Source organism: Sutterella megalosphaeroides, from assembly GCF_003609995.1.
GTDB lineage: Bacteria > Pseudomonadota > Gammaproteobacteria > Burkholderiales > Burkholderiaceae_F > Sutterella > Sutterella megalosphaeroides.
In genome coordinates this window covers 977,576-999,209 of record NZ_AP018786.1, presented here as the reverse complement: position 1 = coordinate 999,209, position 21,634 = coordinate 977,576, and the positions used below count along the sequence as shown (strand labels likewise).

The following is a 21,634-nucleotide window of genomic DNA, read 5'->3' as shown; positions in this document are numbered from 1 at the left end:
ATTGTCTCCTTGAAAGTGGTTGCGGAAAATCCGTCGGTCGACACGGGGCGAATCGTGTGCTTCCGATGGTCGGTCGGAAACGTTCTCCGCGCGTCGCAGGCGGATTCTTCCTTACATTCAAGGTAACCCGCGTTTTACTTAAGTAAAAAAAGAAGCGCTCCCCTCGGGCCTTTTCAGATGCCCGACAACTTCTCGATCTCAGGCGCGAGACGCTCGAAGGCTTTGAGCGAGTGTACGTCAAAGGCCTTGTAGACCTGTTGCCGATAGACCTGCACCGTTCTCTCCGAGAGACCGAGCCGCTCCGCGATCGCGGCATCGTTCAAGTGTTGCAACATGAGCCGAAGGACCGTTCGAGGCCGCTCGGTCAGCCGTGCGAGTGCTGCGGACAAGGCCGCCTCGTCTCTTGACGCCGCACGACGTTTTTCATCGGCAGCAAGCGCCTCCCGAACGACGGTAAGGAGCCGATCGGGCGCCACGGGTTTGATGAGAAAGTCCTCCGCCCCGTGCTTCAACGTCGTGACGGCCACGTCGATTTCCGCATAGCTCGTGAGGAAAATCACGGGAAGCGCAACGCGTTTTTCCAAGAGAGCGGCTTGAACCTCGGGCCCCGAGAGCCCCGGCATCCGTACGTCAAGAAGCACGCACCCCGCTCGCTCCCGATCGAGGTCGTTGAGAAGAGATTCGCCGTCTGCAAAGCTCTTGACGTCGAAACCCTCACACTCGAGCATCGCCGAGAGCGCCGAGCGGACATCGTCGTCATCGTCGACGATGCGAATCAATGCGTTTTCACCGTTCATGAGACTTCTCCCGGACCGCGTAAAGAGGAAGCTTCAACGTTACAACCAAACCTCCCCGAGAACGAGGCTCGAACCGCGCCCGACCTCCGTGCGCTTCGACGATCGAGCGAACGAGCAGGATCCCGAGTCCGATGCCGTTCTTTTTCCGGGAGCCGAAGGGAGAAAGGTAGGCTTCGAGCGACTTTTCGTCCACAAGCGGCCCGTCGTTCGTGCAGACGAGCACCGCCTCGCCCGCCTCGCTCGTCAGACTCACTTCCACGAGTCCGGGTGACCGAGTTGGCGCACGTGCGTCCTCATCCGCCGAGGCCCCTTGGGGGGACGGGCTTGCGGAGCTTGAATCGGCCTCCGCCGCCTCGAAGGCATTCTTGAGGACGTTGAGGAGCGCAAAGTGCAGTTCGAGTTCGTCGCCCACGACGGTCAGCGCCGGGAAAGCCCTCACCTTGAGCGTCCGTCCCGACAATTCCCTGCCTTTTCCGAGCTCTTTCAATACCGCCTCGAAAAGCAGATCGATGCGTACGGGACCGCGCTTTGACGCGCGACCTTTCGCATAGTCGCGCACCTTTTCCAGGATGCGCCCCGCACGTTCGTTGAGCGACTCGACCGCTCGGACGTTCTCAAGAATGCGCTCGCGCATCGGTTCCTCGTCGGCGGACAGCACGAGTCTGCGAACGGTTGCCTTCACGGCTTGCACCCGGTAGCCGATCGCCGACAGAGGTTGTCCCATTTCGTGAGCGAAAATCCCCGAAAGCCCGTTGAGGACGCCGATTCTCGAAAGTGCGGCGAGGCGCGCTTCCGCTCGCTCGGCCGCTTCCGCGCTGTTTTGCAGTGCGAGGTATGCGTCCGAAAGGTGTCGTGCACGTTCCTGCGCAAGCCGCTCGACGTTCAGCCAGTGCCAAACCCAGAAGCCGAGCCCCACAAGCAGCGCGACGAGAATCGCCCCGTATTCGTGCACGATGCGCTGCAGTGTCCAGGCGCGCAGGTAACGATACGGGCCTTCCTTGATTTCCCGAAAGACCTCGTTGACGCGCCCGAATTCCGTCGCAATGCTCCAACTCACTCCACCGTCGACCGAAGGCGGCATGCGCAAGAGCACCTCCGTCAGCTCGCTTGTCCATGCGGGGTCGACGCCGGCCGTCACAGTCATCGTCCAACCCGGGTAGAGCTCGGTCGAGCGCTTGCAAACCTCTCCCTCATCGCCGACGGCCGCCACTGCTCGGAATTTTCCCGCCAAAGTCGGCTCCCGCTCGACGAGCGCCTCAAGTTCGCAGACGCGGAAAACGCCTACATCGATACGATCCTCAAGCAAGAGGTCCAAGATACGTCTCGGATGGTTGTCCGTGAAGACCTCCTTGCCGAAAAACGTATCGGGGTCGAATCCTGCACGGGCGATTCGTGCGCGGGGGATTTGGTAATTGATGAAATTACCTTTGTAGTTGTAGCCCGCTCGAAGGCCCGCCATGTCCTCAAGGGTCGAGAGGTCGCCGCGGTCCGCGCGCGCGACGAAAAGCGCGCCCGAAACGCGGTTGGGATTCGGATATCGGGCGGTTTTGAGACTTGCCAGAGGATAAAGACCGTAGCGTGTCAGCTCCACATACTGGCCGGAACTCATCAGCGCGAACGATACGGTACGCGCCTTCACGGCCTCGGCAAGTTCCGCGGGCGAGTAGTAGCGGACGTCCGTACGGCGATGAGGCAATGCGCGTTGCAAATAGTCGAGCGTCTCGTTGACGACGTTCGTTTCGCCCGGCTGATAGGTAAGGTCGTCGTGCCCGGGCAAAGGCTTCAGTACGCCAAGTACGACGGTGTCGTCTTTGTCGTCTTCGGACGGCACCGTGCAAGGCGAGGAAAATAACTCGGACGGCGCGGCGAGGCCGAGCACCGCGACAATCAAGGCTGCCGTCAACCCGCGCACGACCGGAAACGGAAAGGAAATGTTTGGGCGCATCGAAACTCCCTGCGGACGTCCGATACGGCCGCAGAGGATCCGTCGCCGAGGATTCACCCCCGTTGCGAAGATATTCGACGGCGGGAATCCGGGAGCGACGGATGCGCTCCGGGCCTCAGTCCTTCATCTCCTCGGAGGTCTCGGCCGTTGCGGGCACGTCGGCCCGCTTCGCGGGCTTCGGCGCACTCGCCTCTTCCCACGCCTCCAGAAGCGCGAGCCAGGGAGCGGCGCCCGTCCCGAAGACGTCCCCCGCACGGCGGGCGATCTCAGCCGTGAAGGGCGCTTCCCCTGCGAGGAGCTTTTGCGCCTCTTCGGGCGTAAGACCGAACCATTTCGCCGCTACGGCGGGAGGCGTTTCGTCGAGAGCTTCCGCAAGCACGAGCCCCGGGTGACGGGGACGGTCGGCCGCAGAGGAGCGCCCGGATCGCCCTGCGCGACCCGCTTGGCCCGATTTGTTCGGGCGAGCGCCCTTCGAGGTATTGCGAGCCATCGTCCGTACCTCAGACGTTCCCCGCCGCGCCCGTCAGGATCGCGGCGACGTCGTCGACGTTGAGAGGTTTCAGGTGACCGACCGTGCCCGCGCGGCAGCAGTGGCGCGCGAGCGCTTCGATCGGGCAGTCTTCGGCGCCGAGCGCAGCGAGCGTCCCCGGCATCCCCACGGACTGCGTCCAGGCGGCGAACTTCGCGATCCCGAGGCGAATCGTTTCCGCGTCGTCCTCGCGGGGTTCCACCCCCATGACGTTCACGGCGAACTGCACGAAGCGCGCGGGCTCGAAGCCCGAGACGTAGTGCATCCAGGCGGGGATCACCACCGCCAGGCCCGCGCCGTGCGTGATTTCTTCGCGCCAGCCGGAAATTTCATGTTCGATTGCATGGCACGCCCAGTCTTCTTCGCGCCCGAGACCGAAGTAGCCGTTGTGAGCGAATGACCCCGCGAGCCCCACCTGGCACCAGGCGTCATAGTCGGAGGGGTCGTTATACACCTTGAGGCCCGACGCCATGATCGTACGCAACGCCGCTTCGCACTGGCCGTCGACGTACTCGGTCGCGTCGGTCTTCGAGAAGTAGCGCTCCATGATGTGGGAGCACATGTCGACGAGCCCCGCACCGATCTGCCAGGCGGGGAGCGTCGCAAAGCGCTCCGGATTGATGAAGGCCGCGCGCGGACGGATGAGTTCGGTGCCGATCCCGGTCTTCGTGCCGTGATGCGTGATCACGCAGCGCGTCGACTGCTCGGACCCCGCCGCGGGAATCGTCAGAACGGCAAAGACGGGCAGCGCCTTTTCGACCTTGGCCTTCCCTTCGAAGAAGTCCCAGCAGTCGCCTTCGTACTCAACCCCGACCGCCACGGCCTTGGCCGTGTCAATCACGGAGCCGCCGCCCACGGCGATGATCGCGCGCACGCCCTGATCGCGCACCCAGTCGACCGTTTCGCGCACGAAGCACATGCGGGGATTGGGCTGCACGCCGCCCTTTTCAAGCACCACAATGCCCGCCGCTTCGAGACTTGCGTGCACCGCGTCAAGGAGGCCCGAGCGCTTCGCGGAGCCGCCGCCGTAAATCACGAGCACCTTGGCTTCGGGGCCGACGATCTCGGAGACGACGCTCCCGACCTGGGTTTCGACGCCGCGACCGAAAACGAGTCGGGTCGGGTTGTAGTAGGAAAAATTCTGCATGTCGTAAGTCCTTCGGATTGGAAGCGCCGACAGAGTGCCGTACGGCGCCCCGAGCGGCTTCATCGATCGGGGGAGGCCGTCCTCCGTCCCGTTTTGACGCAAGTTTAGCCCGCCCGCGGGTCCGAGGACCCGAAGAATTACCCGAGTGTCGGGCGGTCGCGCACTCGGGGATTCGTTTTCGAGGTCGCAATCAGAGCGCGCCGCGCGCCAAGCGCCGACGTCGGGCGTCGAAAAGACACACCGCAGCCGCAGCCCCGACGTTGAGCGACTCGCACGCCTTCTCGATCGGGATGTAGTAGCGCGCGTCCGCGACCGAGAGCGCCTCTTCGGAGACGCCCGGGCCTTCCGCCCCCATCACCCAGCAGACGGGGCCGGCGTCCGTGTAGTCGGCGGCCGCAAAGAGGTCTTCGCCCCCGCGCGCGTCCGCGGCGAGAATGCGGCCCGCAAAGCGCGAGCGGAGCGTTTCCGCCGTAACGTTTTCGATGATCCGCGCGCCGAAGTGCGCCCCCATGCCCGCGCGGAGCACCTTCGGAGACCAGAGTTGCGCCGTCTTCGGGGACGCAACGATCGTGCGCACGCCCGCCGCAACCGCCGTACGAACGAGCGTCCCGGCGTTCCCCGCATCCTGAACGCCGTCGAGGTAAAGGAGATCGTCCGTCCAGGGCGCCGCATCGTCGGGGTTTTCGGCGGGAAGCGCGATCTCGCACATGCAGCCCGCCCCGTGTTCTACGGGAGAGAGCTCGTCGTAAAGCGGCCCCAAGAGACCGTAGATGCGAACGCCCGCGCGCTCGGCCAAGCGAATCGCAAGGTCCCCCGCTTCGTCCGTCGCGTGTTCGGAAATCATCACGGCGCGCACGTCGGGGCGCTGCGAGCGGTCGGGGCTCTCCAGCGCCTCCAGAACCACTTCCAGAAGGTGGAGGCCTTCGACGAGGGTCGAGCCTTCGCGGCGCATCGCCCGCGCTTCGCGCGCGATCTTGCGCCAGCGCTTCAATTTCGGATTGGCGGAACTTTCAATGGGAAGAATCGTCGACACGGGCTTCGCCCTCCTTCGCTTCGGGATTTCGACGCGCTCGGTGGTCCGAGCGGAGAAATGGTTATTCGGTTTCGGTCGAGGATCGGGGAGCCTCGGCTCGGGGCTTGCGGCCGCGGGCTTTCGTCGCGCCCGTCGCTTTCGTCGCTTTCGTCGCTGCTTTCTTCGCTTTGGCGGCCTTGGATTCGATCGGGCGCCCTTCGACGATCGACTTCACGGGCTCGAACGTCTTTCGGTGCGCGGGCGTCACGCCCGAGGCGAGAATCGCCTCAACGTGCGCGGCCGTGCCGTAACCCGCATGGCGAGCAAAGCCGTAACCCGGGTACTCGGCATCCAATTCCGTCATCACGCGGTCGCGCTCGGTCTTCGCGAGAATCGACGCCGCGGAAATGGCGGGCACCTTGGCGTCCCCCTTGACGATCGCTTCGACCCTAAAAGGAATTTCAGGCGTGCGGTTCCCGTCGACGAGAACGAGTTCGGGCTCAGTCGACAACCCCTCGACCGCGCGGCGCATCGCAAGCATCGTCGCGCGCAGGATATTGAGTTCGTCGATTTCTTCGACGCTCGCCCACGCGACCGACCACGCGAGCGCCCGCTCCTTGATGAGGGGCGCCAAAGCTTCGCGCTTTTTCGCCGTCAGTTTCTTCGAGTCCGCCAAGCCCTCGATCGGGCGCTCGGGGTCGAGAATCACGGCCGCGGCGCAGACGGGGCCCGCAAGCGGTCCGCGCCCCGCTTCGTCGACGCCCGCCGTCAGAAGGGGCGTCTCCGTATCGAGCTCCGCAAAGAGATCGGGTTCCTCAACCTTCGAGGCGGTCGCACGGGCTTTCGTAGTCATGAGCAAAATCGAATTCGGAAAATGAATCGAGCGTCCCGCGCGTGCGGAACGCTCTCCGTGAGGTCGGGTTTCGCGCTCGGAAAGAACCGAACGCGAAACCTCTCGATCAGCGCGACGCGCGGCGCGAAGCCATTTCGAGGATCACGTTCGCGGCGAGGTTCGGCGTATCGGCCGTGAGGTCCTCGTGCAGGCGCGCAAAGCGCTCTTCGAGCTCCTTGCGACGCGTTTCGTTCGTGATCGCGTCTTCGAGGGCGTAAGAAATGGGGTCGGCTTCGCAGAAGTACTGCAGGAATTCGGGCACGACCTTTTCACCCATGAGGATGTTGGGAAGCGACACGCAGTGAACGAGGGCCTTGCGCTGCATGATGAGCCCCGTGAGCGCCGGCATCTTGTAGCCCACGACCATGGGCTTCTTGTAGAGCGCGCATTCGAGCGAGGCCGTCCCCGAGGCGCACAGCACGGCGTCGGCCGCTTCGATCATGCGGTGGCTGTTGCCGATTTCGACCTTCATCGCCTGCGCGAGGCGCGCGAAGCGGCTCGCCGTGAAGATGATCTTCGCGCGGGCGGCTTCGTCGGCGGCGGGGATGAGGACGTGCATGTCGCCCAAGCGGTGGAGGACCTTGTCGACCGCTTCGAAGAAGGCGGGACCGCACCCGTTCACTTCGTCGATGCGCGAGCCCGGCATCACGGTGACGACGGGCTTCTCATCTTCGATGCCGAAATCGCGTCGGGCGCCCGCCGTGTCGGGTTCCTTCGGGATGACGTTCGCGAGCGGATGACCGACGTAGGTCGCGGGGATGCCCGCGCGCTTATAAAGCGCTTCTTCAAAGGGGAAGACAAGCAGCACGTGGTCGGCCGCGCGGCGGATCGCGTGGATGCGCTCCGGACGCCACGCCCAGATCGAGGGGCTCACGAAGTGCACCGTCGGGATGCCGCGGCGGCGCAGCTGCTCTTCGACGCCGAGATTGAAGTCGGGCGCATCCACACCCACGAAGACCTGCGGCATCGAGTCCGCAAAGCGACGAACGAGGTCGCTGCGAAGACGCATGAGTCGCGGCAGGTGCGAGAGCACTTCGACGTAACCGCGCACGGAGAGTTCTCGGATGTCGTGCCAGGCGTGAAAGCCCGCTTCCACCATGCGCGGACCGCCCACGCCGTACTGCGGGGCGCCCTTCATGCGTCGCGCGACTTCGGGAAGCACGAGGCTCGCGATGAAGTCGCCGCTCGCCTCGCCCGCGAGCCAGACGGCTCCGTTCTTTTCAGGGGTGGGAATCGGATGATGGTTGCCCATGGTATCTCCAGCGTCTCTTGAGGTAGTTGTTTGGGGTCGTTTTCGAATTCGGTCGCAAACCGACAAAACGCCCGACGCACCGTTTGCGCGTCGGGCTTTTGGGGTTCGAATCAGCGGATCACGCCGCGGGGGCTCTCGACGACGAATCGGCGGAAGTGCTCGATTTCGGCGGCGGCGCCCGGAAATTCCGCTTTGAGCGTCTCCATCTTCTCCGCGGCTTCCTTGACGGTCAGGTTTTCGCGGTAGAGGGCGCCGTACGCGCGGCGAAGCGCGCGCATCTGCTCGTCGGTAAAGCCCGAACGGCGCAGGCCCACGAGGTTGAGACCCGCGGGCGTGCAGGGGTTGAGGTGGCAGATCACGTACGGGGGCACGTCGCGAAGAACGGCCGAGGCGCCTCCCACCATCGCGTGGGCGCCGACGCGCACGAACTGGTGCACGCCCGTCTGCCCGCCGATGATGGCGAAGTCTTCGACGGTGACGTGACCGGCGAGCGCCACGTTGTTCGCAAGAATGACGTCGTTTCCGACCACGCAGTCGTGCGCCACGTGGGCGTTCGCCATGAAAAGGTTGCGGCTCCCGACGCGCGTGATGCCGTGGTCCTGCACGGTACCGATCGAGAAGGTGCAGTTTTCGCGGATCACGTTGTCGTCGCCCACGACGAGTTCGGTATTTTCACCCGCGTACTTCTTGTCCTGCGGGTGGCAGCCGATCGAGGCGCCCGCGTAAATCACGTTGCGGCAACCGATCGTCGTACGCCCTTCGACGACGACGTGGCTGCGAAGGCGCGTACCCGCGCCGATCTTGACTTCGGGGCCGACAAGGCAGAAGGGACCGATCTCGACGTCGTCGGCCAATTCCGCGCGCGCGTCGACGACGGAAGTCGGATGAATCTGAGCCATGAAGTATTCCTTTCGCTTCGCCCGGGTCGTGCGTGCCGAAAAGACGTCGGGCACGCCGCGGGCGGACCGACGGAGGCTTCGTCCGCCGGCCCTGACGTTCGGTGGGCGGCCTCCCCCTTCGAGGGTAAGTCGCACTGTTGAGGGAGATTATACGGGCGGGGGCCCGAGATTGAAAACGGGGGGCCGTCAAAATCCCCTCAATAGTTGAGAAGCGTGTGCTGGCGGCAGAGGTTGTAGCAGAACATCGTGAGCAGGCAGTGGCCGCGCGCACGAGTCTTGGACTTCTGTTTGTTGCCGTACTTCCGGAAATCTGTAAGTGAGTGTTTTTTATGGTCTTTTTTATTGACGCATGAAATCAGCCCGAAGTTGCGGATCAGATCGAGGTGATTTGCGCCGCGGCATGCCGAATCGGCGTATGGGATGAGGGTGGAAAAAACGAACTTCTGCTTGCGCAACTGCTGATGGGGCTTCTTGAAGGCCCGGTCCAGAATTTCACGGCACTGCTCGAAGACGAGCTTCAGGCTGGCGTCGATGCCGCTCTTGTCGTCGGCGGCGACCAAGTCGTCAAAGCTCAGGGTGGAAAACAAGGTGGGGTTGACAACTTTGCAGAACGTGGAGTACACTGTTCCTATAATAGGTTTTTTGTGCACTTCTGTTTTGGCAAACTACAATTATACAATCCTAATTTTTTGCCTAAAAAACCATAATCTATCAAAATAATTCATAAATTTCAAATGGTTATTTTTTTGGGAAGCCCCTGGTTCTCGAACTATAATCGGCGTCGGTCACATTCCACCCTGGGAATGCGAGCGCCGATGAACTATGAAGCCGTGCTCAGCACGCAAACCTGAACCCTAACCAACGAACCCCTCGGTTAGCAGGTCCGTAAAACGCCCCACCCCAAGAAGCGCAGCAAACTTTTGCAGGAGTGGGCAATCTTCCTCTGCGGAGAGGATTAAAATTTCGACACACGGACATAATTCGGCAGGTAAATATTCAATGAAAAACAACATGTTAGTTGACAAATTAGCACTGAGTTCGGCAGGTGTTTCAGGGGCGCTTTTTAAGGCCGAAAAGCAAGTTGAACGTGATGGTATCGAAATGGGCGTGCTGGAAAACGGAATGCCCTATCTTTCCGAGACCGGGCTATCTCAACTTTGCGGTGTTGCCCGATCTACGTTGCAAAAGCGCGTCTCCAGTTGGAGAGAGAAGATCCCGAGCAGCGCTAACGAAGAAGTTTCTCAACTACTTAAAAACCGGGGTTTCTCGGGAGATGAGCTTTTCATTCAAGTCGAAGCAAACGGCAAAAGGATCAACGCGTATACCGAACCTGTGTGCATGGCCTTCTTGGAGTTTTATGCTTTTGGCAGCGGCGGTCCGAAACCAGAAGCTCTTCAAGCTTGTCGCAGACTCTTAGCCATTTCGTTCAGGGCAATGGTCTACAAGGCCGTTGACTACCACCCACAGACGACAGTTATTCAGAACCTTCAGCGCTGGGCGGAGCGGCTCGATGGGGTGAGAAACAATACGCCTTCTGGCTACTTTTGCGTGTTCCAAGAGATCGGCTTCATGATTGTTCCGCTTATCCACAGCGGGTTCATCGTGACTGATAAGGTGATCCCGGATATTTCCATTGGGCAGGCTTGGGCGAAACTGTGGGAGTCGGAAAACTTGGCCGAACAGTATGGAGAAAGGGTCCGCTACAAGCACTAATACCCAAGTTATTACCGCCAAGCCGTAGCAGGTGCTGTAGACGCATGGGCTTATCCAGACGAAGCTCTTCCGCTTTTCCGATGCTGGATTCGGAATAACTACATCAAGACCAAATTTCCTAACTATCTCTGGCGCGCGATGAAGAAGGGGGCTATCAGCGAACAGCAGGGCACGGCTGTTCTAACGGCCCTCGACGCGGCACCACAGCTTAGTAAGTAAAAGGAACGCCCTGCCGGGGAACCGACAGGGCGCTTTCGCGAGCGGTGGAGGCCCGCCGCTCATTCCTCTCGCACCGCTACGGCGGCCGATGGCGAATACTAGCCATCACTCTAGCAGGTTGATTACTGCATCGTGAAGGTCGGCATTTCTTTGAAGAAGTAGGTTTCCTCAAAAAGCCCGAAAACGGCGTCGGAAAGCCTTTGAACCCCTCTCGAAATGCCCCGAAGCGCCTTGCCGAATCATCTCCCGGCAACCAGAGCGCAGGACGGACTGCAAAAAGGCCCGAGCCGAGATCGATCCCCTCTCGGGCCGTGGCAATCGAAGCGGTCGAAGCGACCGAAACGAACCGGAGTCGCTGCGGTCGATTCGGCCGATCAGTCCTTCTTCGGCACCGGGCGGTAGGCGCACATCAGCTGCGCCGAGCAGGCCACCTGGCCGTCCACCGTCGCGACGGCTTCGAAGACGCCGAGCCCCATCTTCTGACGGATGAACCTCCCTTCGATCACGAGCTGATCGCCGGGCTGCACGACGCGCTTGAAGCGGGCCTTGTCGATGCCGGCAAAGTAAAAGAGGCTGTTGTGGCGGTCCACGCCTTCGGGCAGGCGCGCAAGCGCGATGATGGCGCAGGCCTGCGCCATCGCTTCGATCATGAGAACGCCGGGCATGACGGGCACTTCGGGAAAGTGCCCCGTGAACTGCGGCTCGTTCATCGTGACGTTCTTGATCGCGACGACGCGGTCGAGTTCGTCGGAGAGTTCGAGCACGCGATCGATCAGAAGGAACGGATAGCGATGCGGAAGCTGCTCCATGATGTCCGCAATGTTGAGGGTCTTGGGCATGTCGAGTCTCGGTGAGTGTGAACGAAGTCGGCCGAGCGTGAGCCCGGCCTCGGGTCGGAGTATTGTCGCGCTTTTCCCTGGGTTACGCTTCTTCCTTTCGGATTAGCGCCTTCAATTCGGCCACTTCGCGCTCCAAGGCCTTCAGGTCCTTGCGAAGCTGCGGCAGGCGCGTGAGCGTGGCCGCCGTCAGCTGGAAGTCCTTCCCTTCGAGCGCAGGGAAGAAGCCCGTACGCTGCGCGGGCTTTTCGCCCCAGCCCGTAATGGCGGTGGCGGGACCGACGGCCGAGCCCGAGGGGATCGTGATGTGGCCGTTGATCATCGCGGCGCCGCCGATCATGGCGTGGTCGCCCACCGTGGTGGACCCGGCAATGCCGACGCAGGCCGCCATCACGCAATGCTTGCCGATCCGGTCGTTGTGACCGAGCTGAATCTGGTTGTCGAGTTTCGTCCCTTCGCCCACGACCGTGTCGTCCAAAGCGCCGCGGTCGATCGTGGTGTTGGCGCCCACTTCGACGTCGTCGCCGAGCACCGTGCGGCCGACCTGCGGGATCTTGACCCATTCGCCGCGGAAGGGCGCAAAGCCGAAGCCGTCGCCCCCCAAAACGGCGCCCGCCTGCACGACGCAACGCTCGCCCAAGACCGTGCCCGCTTCGAGAACAGCGTTGGGGTGAATGAGGCATTCGGCGCCGATTTGCGCGTCTTCGCCCACGTAGGCGCCCGAACGGACGACCGCGCGCGCGCCGATGCGGGCACCGCGCTTGACGACGGCCAAAGCTTCAACGGCGGCCGTGGGATCAATCTCGGCCCCCTCTTCCACATAGGCGCGCGGGTGGATGCCCGGGGTCGCGGCGACGGGGAAAAGGAGCTGCGACGCGAAGGCAAAGAAGGCGTAGGGGTCTTCGCACAGAAGCACCGAGCCCTGCGTGCGGCCTTCCGCGCCGAAGACCGCTTCGTAATCCTTTTCGCGAAGAATCACAAGGGACGCCGCGGACGCCTTCATCGCGTCCGCGTAGCGCGCGTCCGTCAAAAAAGCCATGTCGCCCGTACCCGCCGACTGCGGGGGCATGAAGCGCTTGACGACGACGTCCTCGCCCGAGAGACGCGCATCGAGCCGTCCCTTCGAGCGTTCGCGCACCTGTGCGACGAGTTCGGAGGCGAGATAGGTCGGTTGCTGTTGAGTGGTCACGATTCGGACTCCTTGGCACCCGAGGTCTCGGGCGCACGATCGATCAAAAAAGCCGCGGGAGCGAAGCGCCCGGCATTTCGTCTTGCGCGGGGACCTTGCGACTCGGGCGGCTTTTTGAGATTTTCGGAAATTTTCGGCCGGGTTCGAAAAAGCGGTCGCTTACTTCGATTTTGCGGGTTTCGCGTCGCGATCGAGCGCTTCGATCACGCGGTTCGTGAGGTCGACCCGGTCGCTCGCGTAGAAGAATTCGTAGAGCACGAGGTCGAACTTTTCGCTGCGGGCGATTTCCTGAATGACACGACCCGCGCGGTTCTGCAGGAGGAGCACCTCTTCGTTGCGGCGCTGATTGAATTCGTCGCGCGCTTCGCGGTTGCGGCGCGTGACGTCGCGTTCCATTTCCGCGAGCGCGCGCTGCTCCGCGACGCGGCTCGCTTCGTCCATCGTCTTCGCTTCGCGCTCAAAGCGCTCGAGCCGCGTCTTGAAGCGGCGCGCGAGCGCGTCGATTTCTTCCTGACGGCGCTGCCCTTCGGCGTTCAGCCGATCGCTCGCCTCCTGCGCCACCTTCGCATCGCGAAGGATGCGCTCCATGTTGACGACGCCGATTTTGAGAACCGGCACGGCTTCGCTCGAGCGGGTTGCGGCCGCCGGGGTACTTTCGGCCGCAAGCGCGGGCGCGGCACCGAGAAGCGCCGCGGACGTCAAAGCGGCGAGGGGAAGAAGCGTTGCGGAAAGGATCTTCGGCATGTTGAGGCCCTCCGGTCAAAGGGAAGACGTCGGGAAGACGCGAAAAAGGTGCGGAGAAAGCAAAACGCTCTTCCCCGTTGGGAAATCGGCCGGACTCACGTCCGACCGATTGCAGCGTACGTATCAGAAGCCCGTACCGATCTGGAACTGGAAGCGCTGCACGTCGTCGCCTTCCTTTTCGTTGAGAGGCGCGGCGATCGAGAACTTCAGGGGACCGAGGGGCGAAATCCACGCGACGCCGATACCCGTCGAGTAGCGCAGATCCGAAAGGCTCACGTCCTGACGTTCGTAGCGGCCGCCCGACATCGGAACGCCTTCGTAGCCCCAGACGTAACCCGCATCGAGGAAGCCGAAGATGCGCAGCGTGCGGTCACCGCCCGGCAAGGGCGCCAACACTTCAATCGACCCCGTCAGCATGCGATCGCCGCCGAGGTTGTCCGCGTCCGTGTCGCCCTGGTACGTGTAGGAGTAGTCCTTCGGACCGAGCGTGCCGGAATTGAACCCGCGCACCGAGCCGATACCGCCCGCGTAGAAGTTCTTGAAGAACGGGAACTGCGAGGTGTCGCCGTAGACGTCGCCGTAGCCCACTTCGCCGTTGAAGGCGAGCGTCCACGTGCGCGTGAGCGGCACGAACTGCTGGTACTGGTAGGTGAGCTTGTAGTACTGGATGTCGAGCCCCGGAAGCCCGAATTCGCCGTTCAAGCGCTGGTAGACGCCGCGGGTCGGCGCGAGCGAATTGTCTCGGCTGTCGCGCGACCAACCGAGCGTGAGCGCCAAGCTCATCGGATCGTCGCCGAACTGCTCCTTGTAGTTCTTGTAGCGCTGCGGGGAATTTTCGTTCGTGTCGACGCTCGTCATTTCCCAGCGGCCGCCGAGGAAGACGCGGTCGAGTTCGGTGAAGGGAATCCCCCACGAAACGCCGAGCGCTCGGGTTTCGTACGTCACGTCCGCGACGTCGAGTTCGTCGAGGTCCACCTTGCGGTCGGAAATGTCCCACGCGCGGCTGATGCCTTCGGGGGTGATGTAGGGTTCAACGACGGAAAGGGCGTACGTGCGTTGCGACTTCGAAGTGTTCACGTCGACCGACACCGAATTCCCGGTACCGAAGACGTTGTTCTGCGCGAAGCCCGCCGAGAGAATGATGCCGTCCGACGTGGAGTAACCCGCACCGAGCGAGATGGAGCCCGTGGGACGTTCCTTCACGTTCACTTCGAGGTCGACCTGGTCGCGCGTGCCCGGCACCGGCTTCGGTTCGGCCGTCACGGTTTCGAAGTAGCCGAGTCGGTCGATACGGTCGCGGGAGAGCTTCACCTTGTCGCTGTCGAACCAGGCGGATTCGTACTGACGGACTTCGCGGCGGATCACTTCGTCGCGGGTGCGGTTGTTGCCCGTGATATTGACACGGCGCACGTAGGCGCGGCGACCCGGGTCGATCGTGTAGACGATGTCGACCGTACGGTTTTCGCGGTCGGCGACGGGGTTCGCGGGCGCCGCCGCAAAGGCGTAGCCGAGGGTGGAAAGCTTGTCCGTGATCGCCTGCGAGAGGTTCTTCACGTTTTCGGCGTTGTAGATTTCGCCTTCCTTGATGGTAACAAGGCTTTCCAAGTCCTTGTCGAGACCGAGCATGTCGCCCGTGAGCTTCACGCTCTTCACCGTGTACTTTTCGCCTTCCGTCATGTTGATCGTGACGAAGACGTCGGACTTGTTCGGCGCGATCGAGACCTGGACGGAGTCGATCTTGAAGTCGAGGTAGCCCTGGTTCATGTAGTGCGAGCGGATCGTTTCCAAGTCGGCCGCCAGCTTTTCGCGCGAGTAGAGGTCGCGCTTCGTGTACCAGGACATCCAGTTGGGGGTCCCGAGCTGCATCAGGTCGGCGAGTTCGTCGGAGTCGAAAATCGTGTTGCCGACGAAGCGAATGTCCGCGATCGACGAGGCGCGGCCTTCGTCGACGTTGATCGTGATGCGAACGCGGTTGCGTTCAAGCGGCGTCACGGTGGTCTTAACCGACACGCCGTAGTAGCCGCGCGCGAGGTACTGACGACGCAGTTCCTGGTCGGCGCGCTCCAGCGTAGCCTGGTCGAAAATGCGGCCCTCGGCCATGCCGACGTCGCGCAGACTCTTTTCCACGGCGTCCTTGTCGAACGCCTTGATGCCGTGCGTTTCGATCGTGGCGACGGCGGGACGTTCGATGAGGGAGACCACGAGGACGTCCCCGTCCTGCGAGAGCGAAACGTCGCGGAAGAGCCCCGACTGGTAAAGGGAGTGAATGGCCCGCGAGCCCTTTTCGGGCGTGAAGTCGTCCCCGACGCGGAACGGCAGATGCGAGAAGACCGTGCCGGGTTCCGTACGGACGATACCTTCGACGCGAATGTCCGAAATCGTGAACGCCGCGGCTTCGCCCGCAAGAGCGAGGGCCGCGAGAACACCCGAAGCGATTCTGGTGAACTTGAAGAGCTGCAAGACTGTTCTCTCTTTAAATCGTGCCCGGGGTTCGCTGCGCGACGTTGCGCGCTTCGTCTCAATCCCCGAGAAGGGGGTCGCGGACACGCTGAAAAATTCGTATCGTAGCGCCCTCCGCCCGCGGCGGAGAACGCGATTCAAGGTCGGGAACAAGGTTACCAAAAAGCGCACCGCCCGTGCGACCCCGAAGGAGCGAAATGTGGCGTTTTCCCGAGGCCCTTTTCGCTGTTTTGAGGCACTTCGAGGCACGGGGCGGAGCGCTTTTGCAGAAGACGCTTACGGTCCCGTCAGGCGCGAAACGTCGTTGAAGGTGACGTAGATGGCAAGAAGCACAAGAAGCGCCATGCTCCCCGCCGCGAGCCACTCGCGCACCTTCGCGGGCAAGTCGCGCCGGAAGGTCCCCTCAAGGGCGAGGATCACGAGCTGCCCGCCGTCAAGCGCGGGAATCGGGATCAGGTTCATGAAACCGATCGCGATCGACAGCACCGCGACGAAATCGAGGAAGGCCGAAAGCCCCGCCGTCACGGCGCTACCCGCCATGCCGGCAATCCCCACGGGACCCTGCATCGTGTCGGTGCCGACTTCGCCCTCGGCCATGCCCTTCACGGCCGAGGCCTGCACGGTCGTGAGGCTCATCACCTTGTGGAAGGCCATGCGAATGGACTCGATCGGACCGTGACGCACGGTCGTCAATTCAATCCCCGGCATGAGCGTCAAATCGGCGCGGCCCACGACCGCCCCCGTCGCCTCGTCCTTCACGGCGCGCGGCGTCACGGTGATCGTCATTTCACCCGTCCCGTCGCGCTCGATCAACAGGGTCAAGGGCTTCTCGGCCGAGGCCTTCACAGCGGCGAGGAACTCTTCGAGGTTCATCGGAGTGCCGTTGACGCTCCGGATCAGGTCGCGCGACTTCAAGCCCGCCCTGTCCGCGGGACCGTCCGCAATCGGTTCGCCCACGAGAACGCCCTTCCCCGTAAGACGCAGACCCACGTCGCGAAAGAGGAACCCGGGCTCGACCGCGTCCTTCATCGAGAAGTCCGAAAGGTCGATCGTCGTTTCGACGGGAACGCCCGCGCGCTCAAGCGTGAGGGGCACGGACCCCTCGCCCACGCGGTTGAGGATTTCAAGTTGCAGATCCGTGAGACCCGCAACCGGAACGCCCCCCAAGGCCACCGCGCGGTCGTTCGTCTCGATTCCCGCACGGGCGGCGGGCGTATCGGGCGCGGCCGCGAGGTACGGGACGACGTCCTTCGTTCCGATCGCGCCGACCGCGATGAAAAGAACGAACGCCAGGAGGAAATTCATGAAGGGCCCCGCCGCGATCACGATCGCGCGCTTCCAACGGGCGACGTTCGAAAAGAGCGCGTTGCGGATTTCGGCGGGCGCGTTCGGGTGCTCGTGGGGCTCTTCGAACATCACGTAGCCCCCGAGCGGAAGGACCGAGAGCGCAAACTCCGTATCCCACGCGCGACGGCTCGCGATGACTTTGCCCATCCCGATCGAGAAGCGCTTCACGCGAATGCCGAGCCACTTGGCGGCAAGGTAATGCCCGCCCTCGTGAATGAGGATGATGAGGCCGAGCGTGATGAGAAAACCGACGACGGACGTAAGAACCGCCATTTAGCCCTCCTTGCCGCTACGCTCAAGCGCCGCAACCGCTTCGCGCGTAAGCGCACGGGTCGTGCGGTCGAGCTCGAGAATCTCTTCGACGCTCGCGGGCTTCGGGGCGTCGATTTTCGCGAGCATCTCAGAGACAAGCGCGAACATCGTCGTAAAGCCGATGCGACGGTCGAGGAACGCCTCGACGGCGATTTCGTTCGCGGCATTCAACACGATCGTTTCGCCGCCGCCCGCGGCAAGCGCCTTGAAGGCAAGGTCGAGCAAGGGGAACGTTTCCCGGTCGGGCGCTTCGAAGGTAAGCGTCCCAAGGGTCGTGAAGTCCAAGGGCTTCACGCCCCCGTCCATACGTTCGGGCCAACCGAGCGCGTACGCAATCGGCGTACGCATGTCGGGGGCGCCCAACTGAGCAATCGTCGCGCCGTCCGCAAAGGTCACCATTGAGTGGATGATCGACTGCGGGTGAACGACGACGTCGATCCGATCGGCGGGGAAACCGAAAAGCCACGAGGCTTCGATCACCTCAAGGCCCTTGTTCATGAGGGTAGCGCTGTCGACGCTGATCTTGCGCCCCATCGACCACTTCGGGTGCTTGACGGCCATCTCGGGGGTAATGCCCGAGAGGTCGCGGCGCCCGCGGAAGGGGCCGCCCGAGGCCGTCAAAACGATGCGCGCGGCAGCGCGCGCTTCGTCCGAGGCGCCGACCAAGCACTGGAAGATCGCGTTGTGTTCGCTGTCCAAAGGCAGAAGCGTCGCCCCCGCGCGCTTCACTTCGTCCATGAGGAGCGCACCGCCGCAGACGACGCTTTCCTTGTTCGCAAGGAGCAAACGCTTCCCCGCACGGGCCGCGCGGAAGGTGGGTTCGACCCCGGCCGCGCCCACGACCGCCTGCACGACCGAGTCGACCTCGGGGTCGCCCGCAAGTTCGGCGACGGCCGCAGCACCCGCGCGCACTTCCGCGTCGACGCCCGCCGCACGGAGGGCGGCGGCGAGTTCGTCCTTTTTCGATTCGGTCGCGATCGCAACGATGCGGGGACGGAATTCGCGGGCCGCTTCGACGAGCGGCTCCACGCGGGTCGCACCCGCCATCGAGTGAACGACGAAGCGCTCGGGATGCTGCCGCACGACGTCCAGGGTCGAACGACCGATGCTGCCCGTGGCGCCGAGAAGCGCGATGGATTGAGTCATGGTTCTGGTTCCTCTTGGTTTCGTTTTTTTTCTTGTCCGCCGCCCGAAGCCCTCAAACCTCAGGGCTTGAGCCTCGGACCTTATGTCTTCCCTCAGGCCTTCACGAGCGTGATCCGGGCGATTTCGGCGGGGATCCCGACGCGGAAGGGGAATCCGTTCCAGACGCCCGAGCCCGGGTGAACGTAGAGTTTCGTTCCGTCTTCGAGCGCATATTGGCCGCGCACGAAAAGACCGTTCATGATCGCGACACCCCGATCGAAGCCCGTCACCTGCCCGCCGTGGGTGTGACCCGAGAGCTGCAAGGTGAAGTCCGCTTCCTCGCGGTAGCTCGGGAACCCCTTGGGCTGATGCACGAGCAAAATGCGCGGCACCGCCTTGATGTCGGGAGCCCCCTCCAAAGCGCGCTTCACGTCGGGCGTTTCGCGCCCGAAGCGCGCGCCCATGCGGTCGGCCAGTCCCGCGATGCAAATCTTGGCGTTTCGCCCCGGCACGTCCAAAACGGTGTGGGCGTTTTTGAGCAGGCGAATCCCGAGGCTTTCGATCTTCGCGATCCAGGCGTCGTAATTCCCGTAGTGTTCGTGGTTGCCTTCGCAGCCCCAAACGCCCATCGGAGCGGAGAGGCCCGCCAAGGGGGCAACGTCGCGCTCGCGGCGCTTCACGGTGCCGTCGACGAAATCGCCCGTAATGAGAATGAGCTGAGGATTGAGCGACTGCACGCGCTCGACGAGCGCACGCACGTGCGGCTCCGTCAAGAGGGCCGAGCAGTGGATGTCGGAGAGCTGCACGAACGAGAACCCTTCCAATTCGGGCGGCAGATCCTTCACGGGGATCGTGTGGTCGACCACATCCGGGACGCGGATCCCTTCGTACATCCCGAAGGCGCCGAGCCCGACCGAGGCGCCCAAGAGCCCCAACACCGTGCGTCGGTCGCGCTGCACGAGGCGGTGAGGCTTCACGCCCGAGCGACCCGCCAAGACGCAGCAAAGGATGATCGCTTCGCGCAGCAACGTGATCCCGGCCAAGAAAAAGAGCACGGCCTGCGTCCCCGTCGCCCCGACGATCACCCAGCGCGGGAGTTCGGGAGAAAGGAGCCCGCCCAACCACAAATCGGCCGCGGCCGGATAGACCACCGCCGGCACGAGCGCAACGAGCAACGCCGCTTTGATCCCGCGGCGGATTTCCGCGGGAGCGATGAAACGCCAGGTCACCCAGAGGGCGAGGATGAGATTGAAGATCGCAAAACGCATGGGGACAAAACCGATGGGTGGCGAAAGGGTTGCAGGTCGGAGCACTCGGTCACATGAAAAGGCCTTCTATTCTACGAGGCGCTCTTTCTCGGGACGGCTGAGCGGCGCCCCCATGCAACGTCCGAACACAAATTCGCGTTTCGGGCAACAACGCGAGCGTTTTCGACGGAAAACGCCGAGGGCGGGCTGTCGTCCCGAACGTGAGCGAATGTCAGTCCTCCATCCGCTCGACAAGCCCCTCGCCCGCAAGGCGCTCCAGGAGGCCCGCCTCGAAAGCCTCCGCCTCGCGTTCGGGAACGAGCACTTCGTAGGAAGCGTCGTACCGGAAGTCGCTCGACAAAATGCGTCCTCGGACGCTCTTCAAGCGGTGGAGAAAGTCCGTCACGGCCGAGTGGTCGATCGAAACCACAAAGCGCACCGTCTCTTCGCGCGCCGTGACGGGAAGGCTTTCGAGCCCCAGCTTCACGGTCCCCTGATAGGCCCGCACGAGTCCGCCCGTGCCGAGCAAAATCCCGCCGAAGTAGCGCGTCACGACGGCGGCCACTTCGCCGACGCCGCTGTGAAGGAGGGCCGTCAACATGGGGCGCCCGGCCGTCCCCTTCGGCTCCCCGTCGTCGCTCGCGCCCACGAAGGCCGTTTCCCCCGGGGCGCCCGCCACGTACGCCCAGCAGTTGTGCGTCGCGTGACGGTGTTCTTCGCGGATGCCGTCGATGAAGGCCTTCGCCTCTTCGGGCGAACTCACGCGCGCCATCGTCACGATGAAGCGCGAACGCCGGATCGTGTCTTCGGTGCGGTGGAATTCCCCCGGGGCGAGGTTCGGTACGTTGTAGACGTCGGTCATGGGAAGCGGAGAAGAAGGGTTCGAAAAGAAGAGCCGTCGGTCGTGGGAAAAAGAAAATCGTACCCCCGAAACGACGGCGGAGCCCGCGACCGATCGGGGGTCGGAGCTCCGCAGCAAAACTTACGCGGGATTCGGGCTTTCAGCCTCAGCGCGCGAGCACCACCGAGAGGATGATCCAGGTCGCGGCGGGAATCACGGGAAGCGTCGCATCCATGCGGTCGAAAAAGCCCCCGTGGCCGGGGAGCAGGTTCGAGGAATCCTTGATCCCGACGAGGCGCTTCAACATCGACTCCCAGAGGTCGCCCGCAATCGAAAGGGCCACCAAGCCCGCCAACACCACGACGCCCCAAACGAAGCCCAGTTCGTCGAAGAGGAAGTTCGTGAAGACGTTCTTCTGGATGCAGAACCAGTAGGTAAGGAGGAAGAAGACGATCACGATCACGTAGGCGCCGAGCGCCCCTTCCCAGGTCTTCTTCGGCGAAATCGCGGGCGCCATCGGGTGCTTGCCCCAGGCTCGACCGCTGAAGTAGGCCGAGATGTCGGCACCCCAAACGATGAGGAGAACGGAGAGCACCATCACCCAGTCGCCGATTTCATAGAGGTAAAGGAGCGACAGGTACGCGGCCGGCACGAAGGTGACGGCAGACACCAGACACGTACGCACGCTCACCTTGAAGCCGTTCTTGCGGTGGGCGAGCTCGGTGAAGAAAATCGCGAACCACGCGAGCATCACCGCGCCGTCGATGATGAAGAGGAACCACTCCATGCGCGGCAGCGCCCCCGCCCAGTAGAGCGAGAACTGCGTGATCATTTCCACGGCCGCAACGAGCACGGCGGGCACGGGACCGAGGCCGCCCATGCGAAGCCATTCGTAGAGCGCGGCGCCGAACGCGACGGCCATGACGCCCGCAAACGCGAGCGGCCCCATCGCGATGGCAATACAAAGAACGGCGAGCAGTACGGTCGCCGTAATGACGCGAAGCATCAGCATCGAAGTTCCGACCTCAGGTTTTGGTTTTCAAAATCGAGTACGAGCGCGTCACCGCAGGGCGTCGCCCCGTCGGCGCGCATCGTCGGCTTCGATTGTACCGAAAAGGTCCGCCGCGA

19 protein-coding genes are annotated in these 21,634 nt (G+C 63.0%); 1 reads left to right on the top strand and 18 read right to left on the bottom strand.

Features of this window, described 5'->3' with window-relative positions; genetic code table 11:
• Window positions 1-173 precede the first annotated feature (173 nt).
• The 9 genes from S6FBBBH3_RS04425 to S6FBBBH3_RS04385 form a co-directional block, all read right to left on the bottom strand.
• Window positions 174-797 (bottom strand): response regulator transcription factor, encoded by a 624-nt coding sequence (locus S6FBBBH3_RS04425; RefSeq protein ID WP_120176600.1) that lies wholly within the window; start codon window positions 795-797, stop codon window positions 174-176.
• Window positions 787-2,628, bottom strand: a complete 1,842-nt coding sequence (locus tag S6FBBBH3_RS04420) for a sensor histidine kinase (protein WP_170143812.1) — start codon at window positions 2,626-2,628, stop codon at window positions 787-789. The genes S6FBBBH3_RS04425 and S6FBBBH3_RS04420 overlap by 11 nt, the downstream gene beginning before the upstream one ends.
• A 229-nt stretch (window positions 2,629-2,857) precedes the next feature.
• Entirely contained in the window at window positions 2,858-3,232 is a 375-nt protein-coding gene (locus S6FBBBH3_RS04415; protein ID WP_120176598.1) for a helix-turn-helix transcriptional regulator, read from the bottom strand.
• A gap of 10 nt (window positions 3,233-3,242) precedes the next feature.
• Window positions 3,243-4,418, bottom strand: coding sequence for an iron-containing alcohol dehydrogenase (locus S6FBBBH3_RS04410; RefSeq protein WP_120176597.1), 1,176 nt, complete (start codon window positions 4,416-4,418; stop codon window positions 3,243-3,245).
• A gap of 190 nt (window positions 4,419-4,608) precedes the next feature.
• Window positions 4,609-5,451, bottom strand: a complete 843-nt coding sequence (locus S6FBBBH3_RS04405; protein WP_232008834.1) for a TrmH family RNA methyltransferase — start codon at window positions 5,449-5,451, stop codon at window positions 4,609-4,611.
• A gap of 61 nt (window positions 5,452-5,512) precedes the next feature.
• A complete protein-coding gene (gene rnhB, locus S6FBBBH3_RS04400) occupies window positions 5,513-6,283 on the bottom strand; it encodes a ribonuclease HII (RefSeq protein WP_120176596.1) in 771 nt (256 codons plus the stop codon).
• A 106-nt stretch (window positions 6,284-6,389) separates the two neighbouring features.
• Window positions 6,390-7,574, bottom strand: a complete 1,185-nt coding sequence (gene lpxB / locus S6FBBBH3_RS04395) for a lipid-A-disaccharide synthase (protein WP_120176595.1) — start codon at window positions 7,572-7,574, stop codon at window positions 6,390-6,392.
• Window positions 7,575-7,684: 110 nt separating this feature from the next.
• Window positions 7,685-8,473: an acyl-ACP--UDP-N-acetylglucosamine O-acyltransferase gene (gene lpxA / locus S6FBBBH3_RS04390; protein ID WP_120177819.1), complete on the bottom strand. Its 789-nt coding sequence runs from the start codon at window positions 8,471-8,473 to the stop codon at window positions 7,685-7,687.
• A gap of 197 nt (window positions 8,474-8,670) precedes the next feature.
• Window positions 8,671-9,096 carry a hypothetical protein gene (locus S6FBBBH3_RS04385; RefSeq protein ID WP_120176594.1) on the bottom strand — a complete coding sequence of 142 codons (426 nt, stop codon included), beginning with the start codon at window positions 9,094-9,096 and terminating at the stop codon, window positions 8,671-8,673.
• Between the two features lie 376 nt (window positions 9,097-9,472).
• Between S6FBBBH3_RS04385 and S6FBBBH3_RS04380 the strand changes: the two genes are divergently transcribed.
• Window positions 9,473-10,186: a hypothetical protein gene (locus tag S6FBBBH3_RS04380; protein ID WP_120176593.1), complete on the top strand. Its 714-nt coding sequence runs from the start codon at window positions 9,473-9,475 to the stop codon at window positions 10,184-10,186.
• A gap of 593 nt (window positions 10,187-10,779) precedes the next feature.
• Here the strand turns inward: S6FBBBH3_RS04380 and fabZ are convergent.
• The 9 genes from fabZ to S6FBBBH3_RS04335 form a co-directional block, all read right to left on the bottom strand.
• On the bottom strand, window positions 10,780-11,244 hold the full coding sequence (gene fabZ / locus S6FBBBH3_RS04375) for a 3-hydroxyacyl-ACP dehydratase FabZ (RefSeq protein ID WP_120176592.1): 465 nt from the start codon (window positions 11,242-11,244) through the stop codon (window positions 10,780-10,782).
• Between the two features lie 82 nt (window positions 11,245-11,326).
• The gene (gene lpxD / locus S6FBBBH3_RS04370) at window positions 11,327-12,430 is read right to left on the bottom strand and encodes a UDP-3-O-(3-hydroxymyristoyl)glucosamine N-acyltransferase (RefSeq protein ID WP_120176591.1); all 1,104 of its coding nucleotides are present in this window, start codon (window positions 12,428-12,430) and stop codon (window positions 11,327-11,329) included.
• A 159-nt stretch (window positions 12,431-12,589) separates the two neighbouring features.
• Window positions 12,590-13,174 (bottom strand): OmpH family outer membrane protein, encoded by a 585-nt coding sequence (locus tag S6FBBBH3_RS04365; protein WP_232008833.1) that lies wholly within the window; start codon window positions 13,172-13,174, stop codon window positions 12,590-12,592.
• 123 nt (window positions 13,175-13,297) lie between these two features.
• Window positions 13,298-15,634 carry an outer membrane protein assembly factor BamA gene (gene bamA, locus S6FBBBH3_RS04360; protein ID WP_120176590.1) on the bottom strand — a complete coding sequence of 779 codons (2,337 nt, stop codon included), beginning with the start codon at window positions 15,632-15,634 and terminating at the stop codon, window positions 13,298-13,300.
• Between the two features lie 276 nt (window positions 15,635-15,910).
• Window positions 15,911-17,254 (bottom strand): RIP metalloprotease RseP, encoded by a 1,344-nt coding sequence (gene rseP / locus S6FBBBH3_RS04355; RefSeq protein ID WP_120176589.1) that lies wholly within the window; start codon window positions 17,252-17,254, stop codon window positions 15,911-15,913.
• The gene (gene dxr, locus S6FBBBH3_RS04350) at window positions 17,255-18,439 is read right to left on the bottom strand and encodes a 1-deoxy-D-xylulose-5-phosphate reductoisomerase (RefSeq protein ID WP_120176588.1); all 1,185 of its coding nucleotides are present in this window, start codon (window positions 18,437-18,439) and stop codon (window positions 17,255-17,257) included.
• 92 nt (window positions 18,440-18,531) lie between these two features.
• A complete protein-coding gene (locus S6FBBBH3_RS04345) occupies window positions 18,532-19,686 on the bottom strand; it encodes a metallophosphoesterase (RefSeq protein WP_120176587.1) in 1,155 nt (384 codons plus the stop codon).
• Window positions 19,687-19,897: 211 nt separating this feature from the next.
• Window positions 19,898-20,527: a YigZ family protein gene (locus tag S6FBBBH3_RS04340; RefSeq protein WP_120176586.1), complete on the bottom strand. Its 630-nt coding sequence runs from the start codon at window positions 20,525-20,527 to the stop codon at window positions 19,898-19,900.
• Window positions 20,528-20,672: 145 nt separating this feature from the next.
• Window positions 20,673-21,518 (bottom strand): phosphatidate cytidylyltransferase, encoded by an 846-nt coding sequence (locus S6FBBBH3_RS04335; RefSeq protein ID WP_120176585.1) that lies wholly within the window; start codon window positions 21,516-21,518, stop codon window positions 20,673-20,675.
• Window positions 21,519-21,634: the final 116 nt, after the last annotated feature.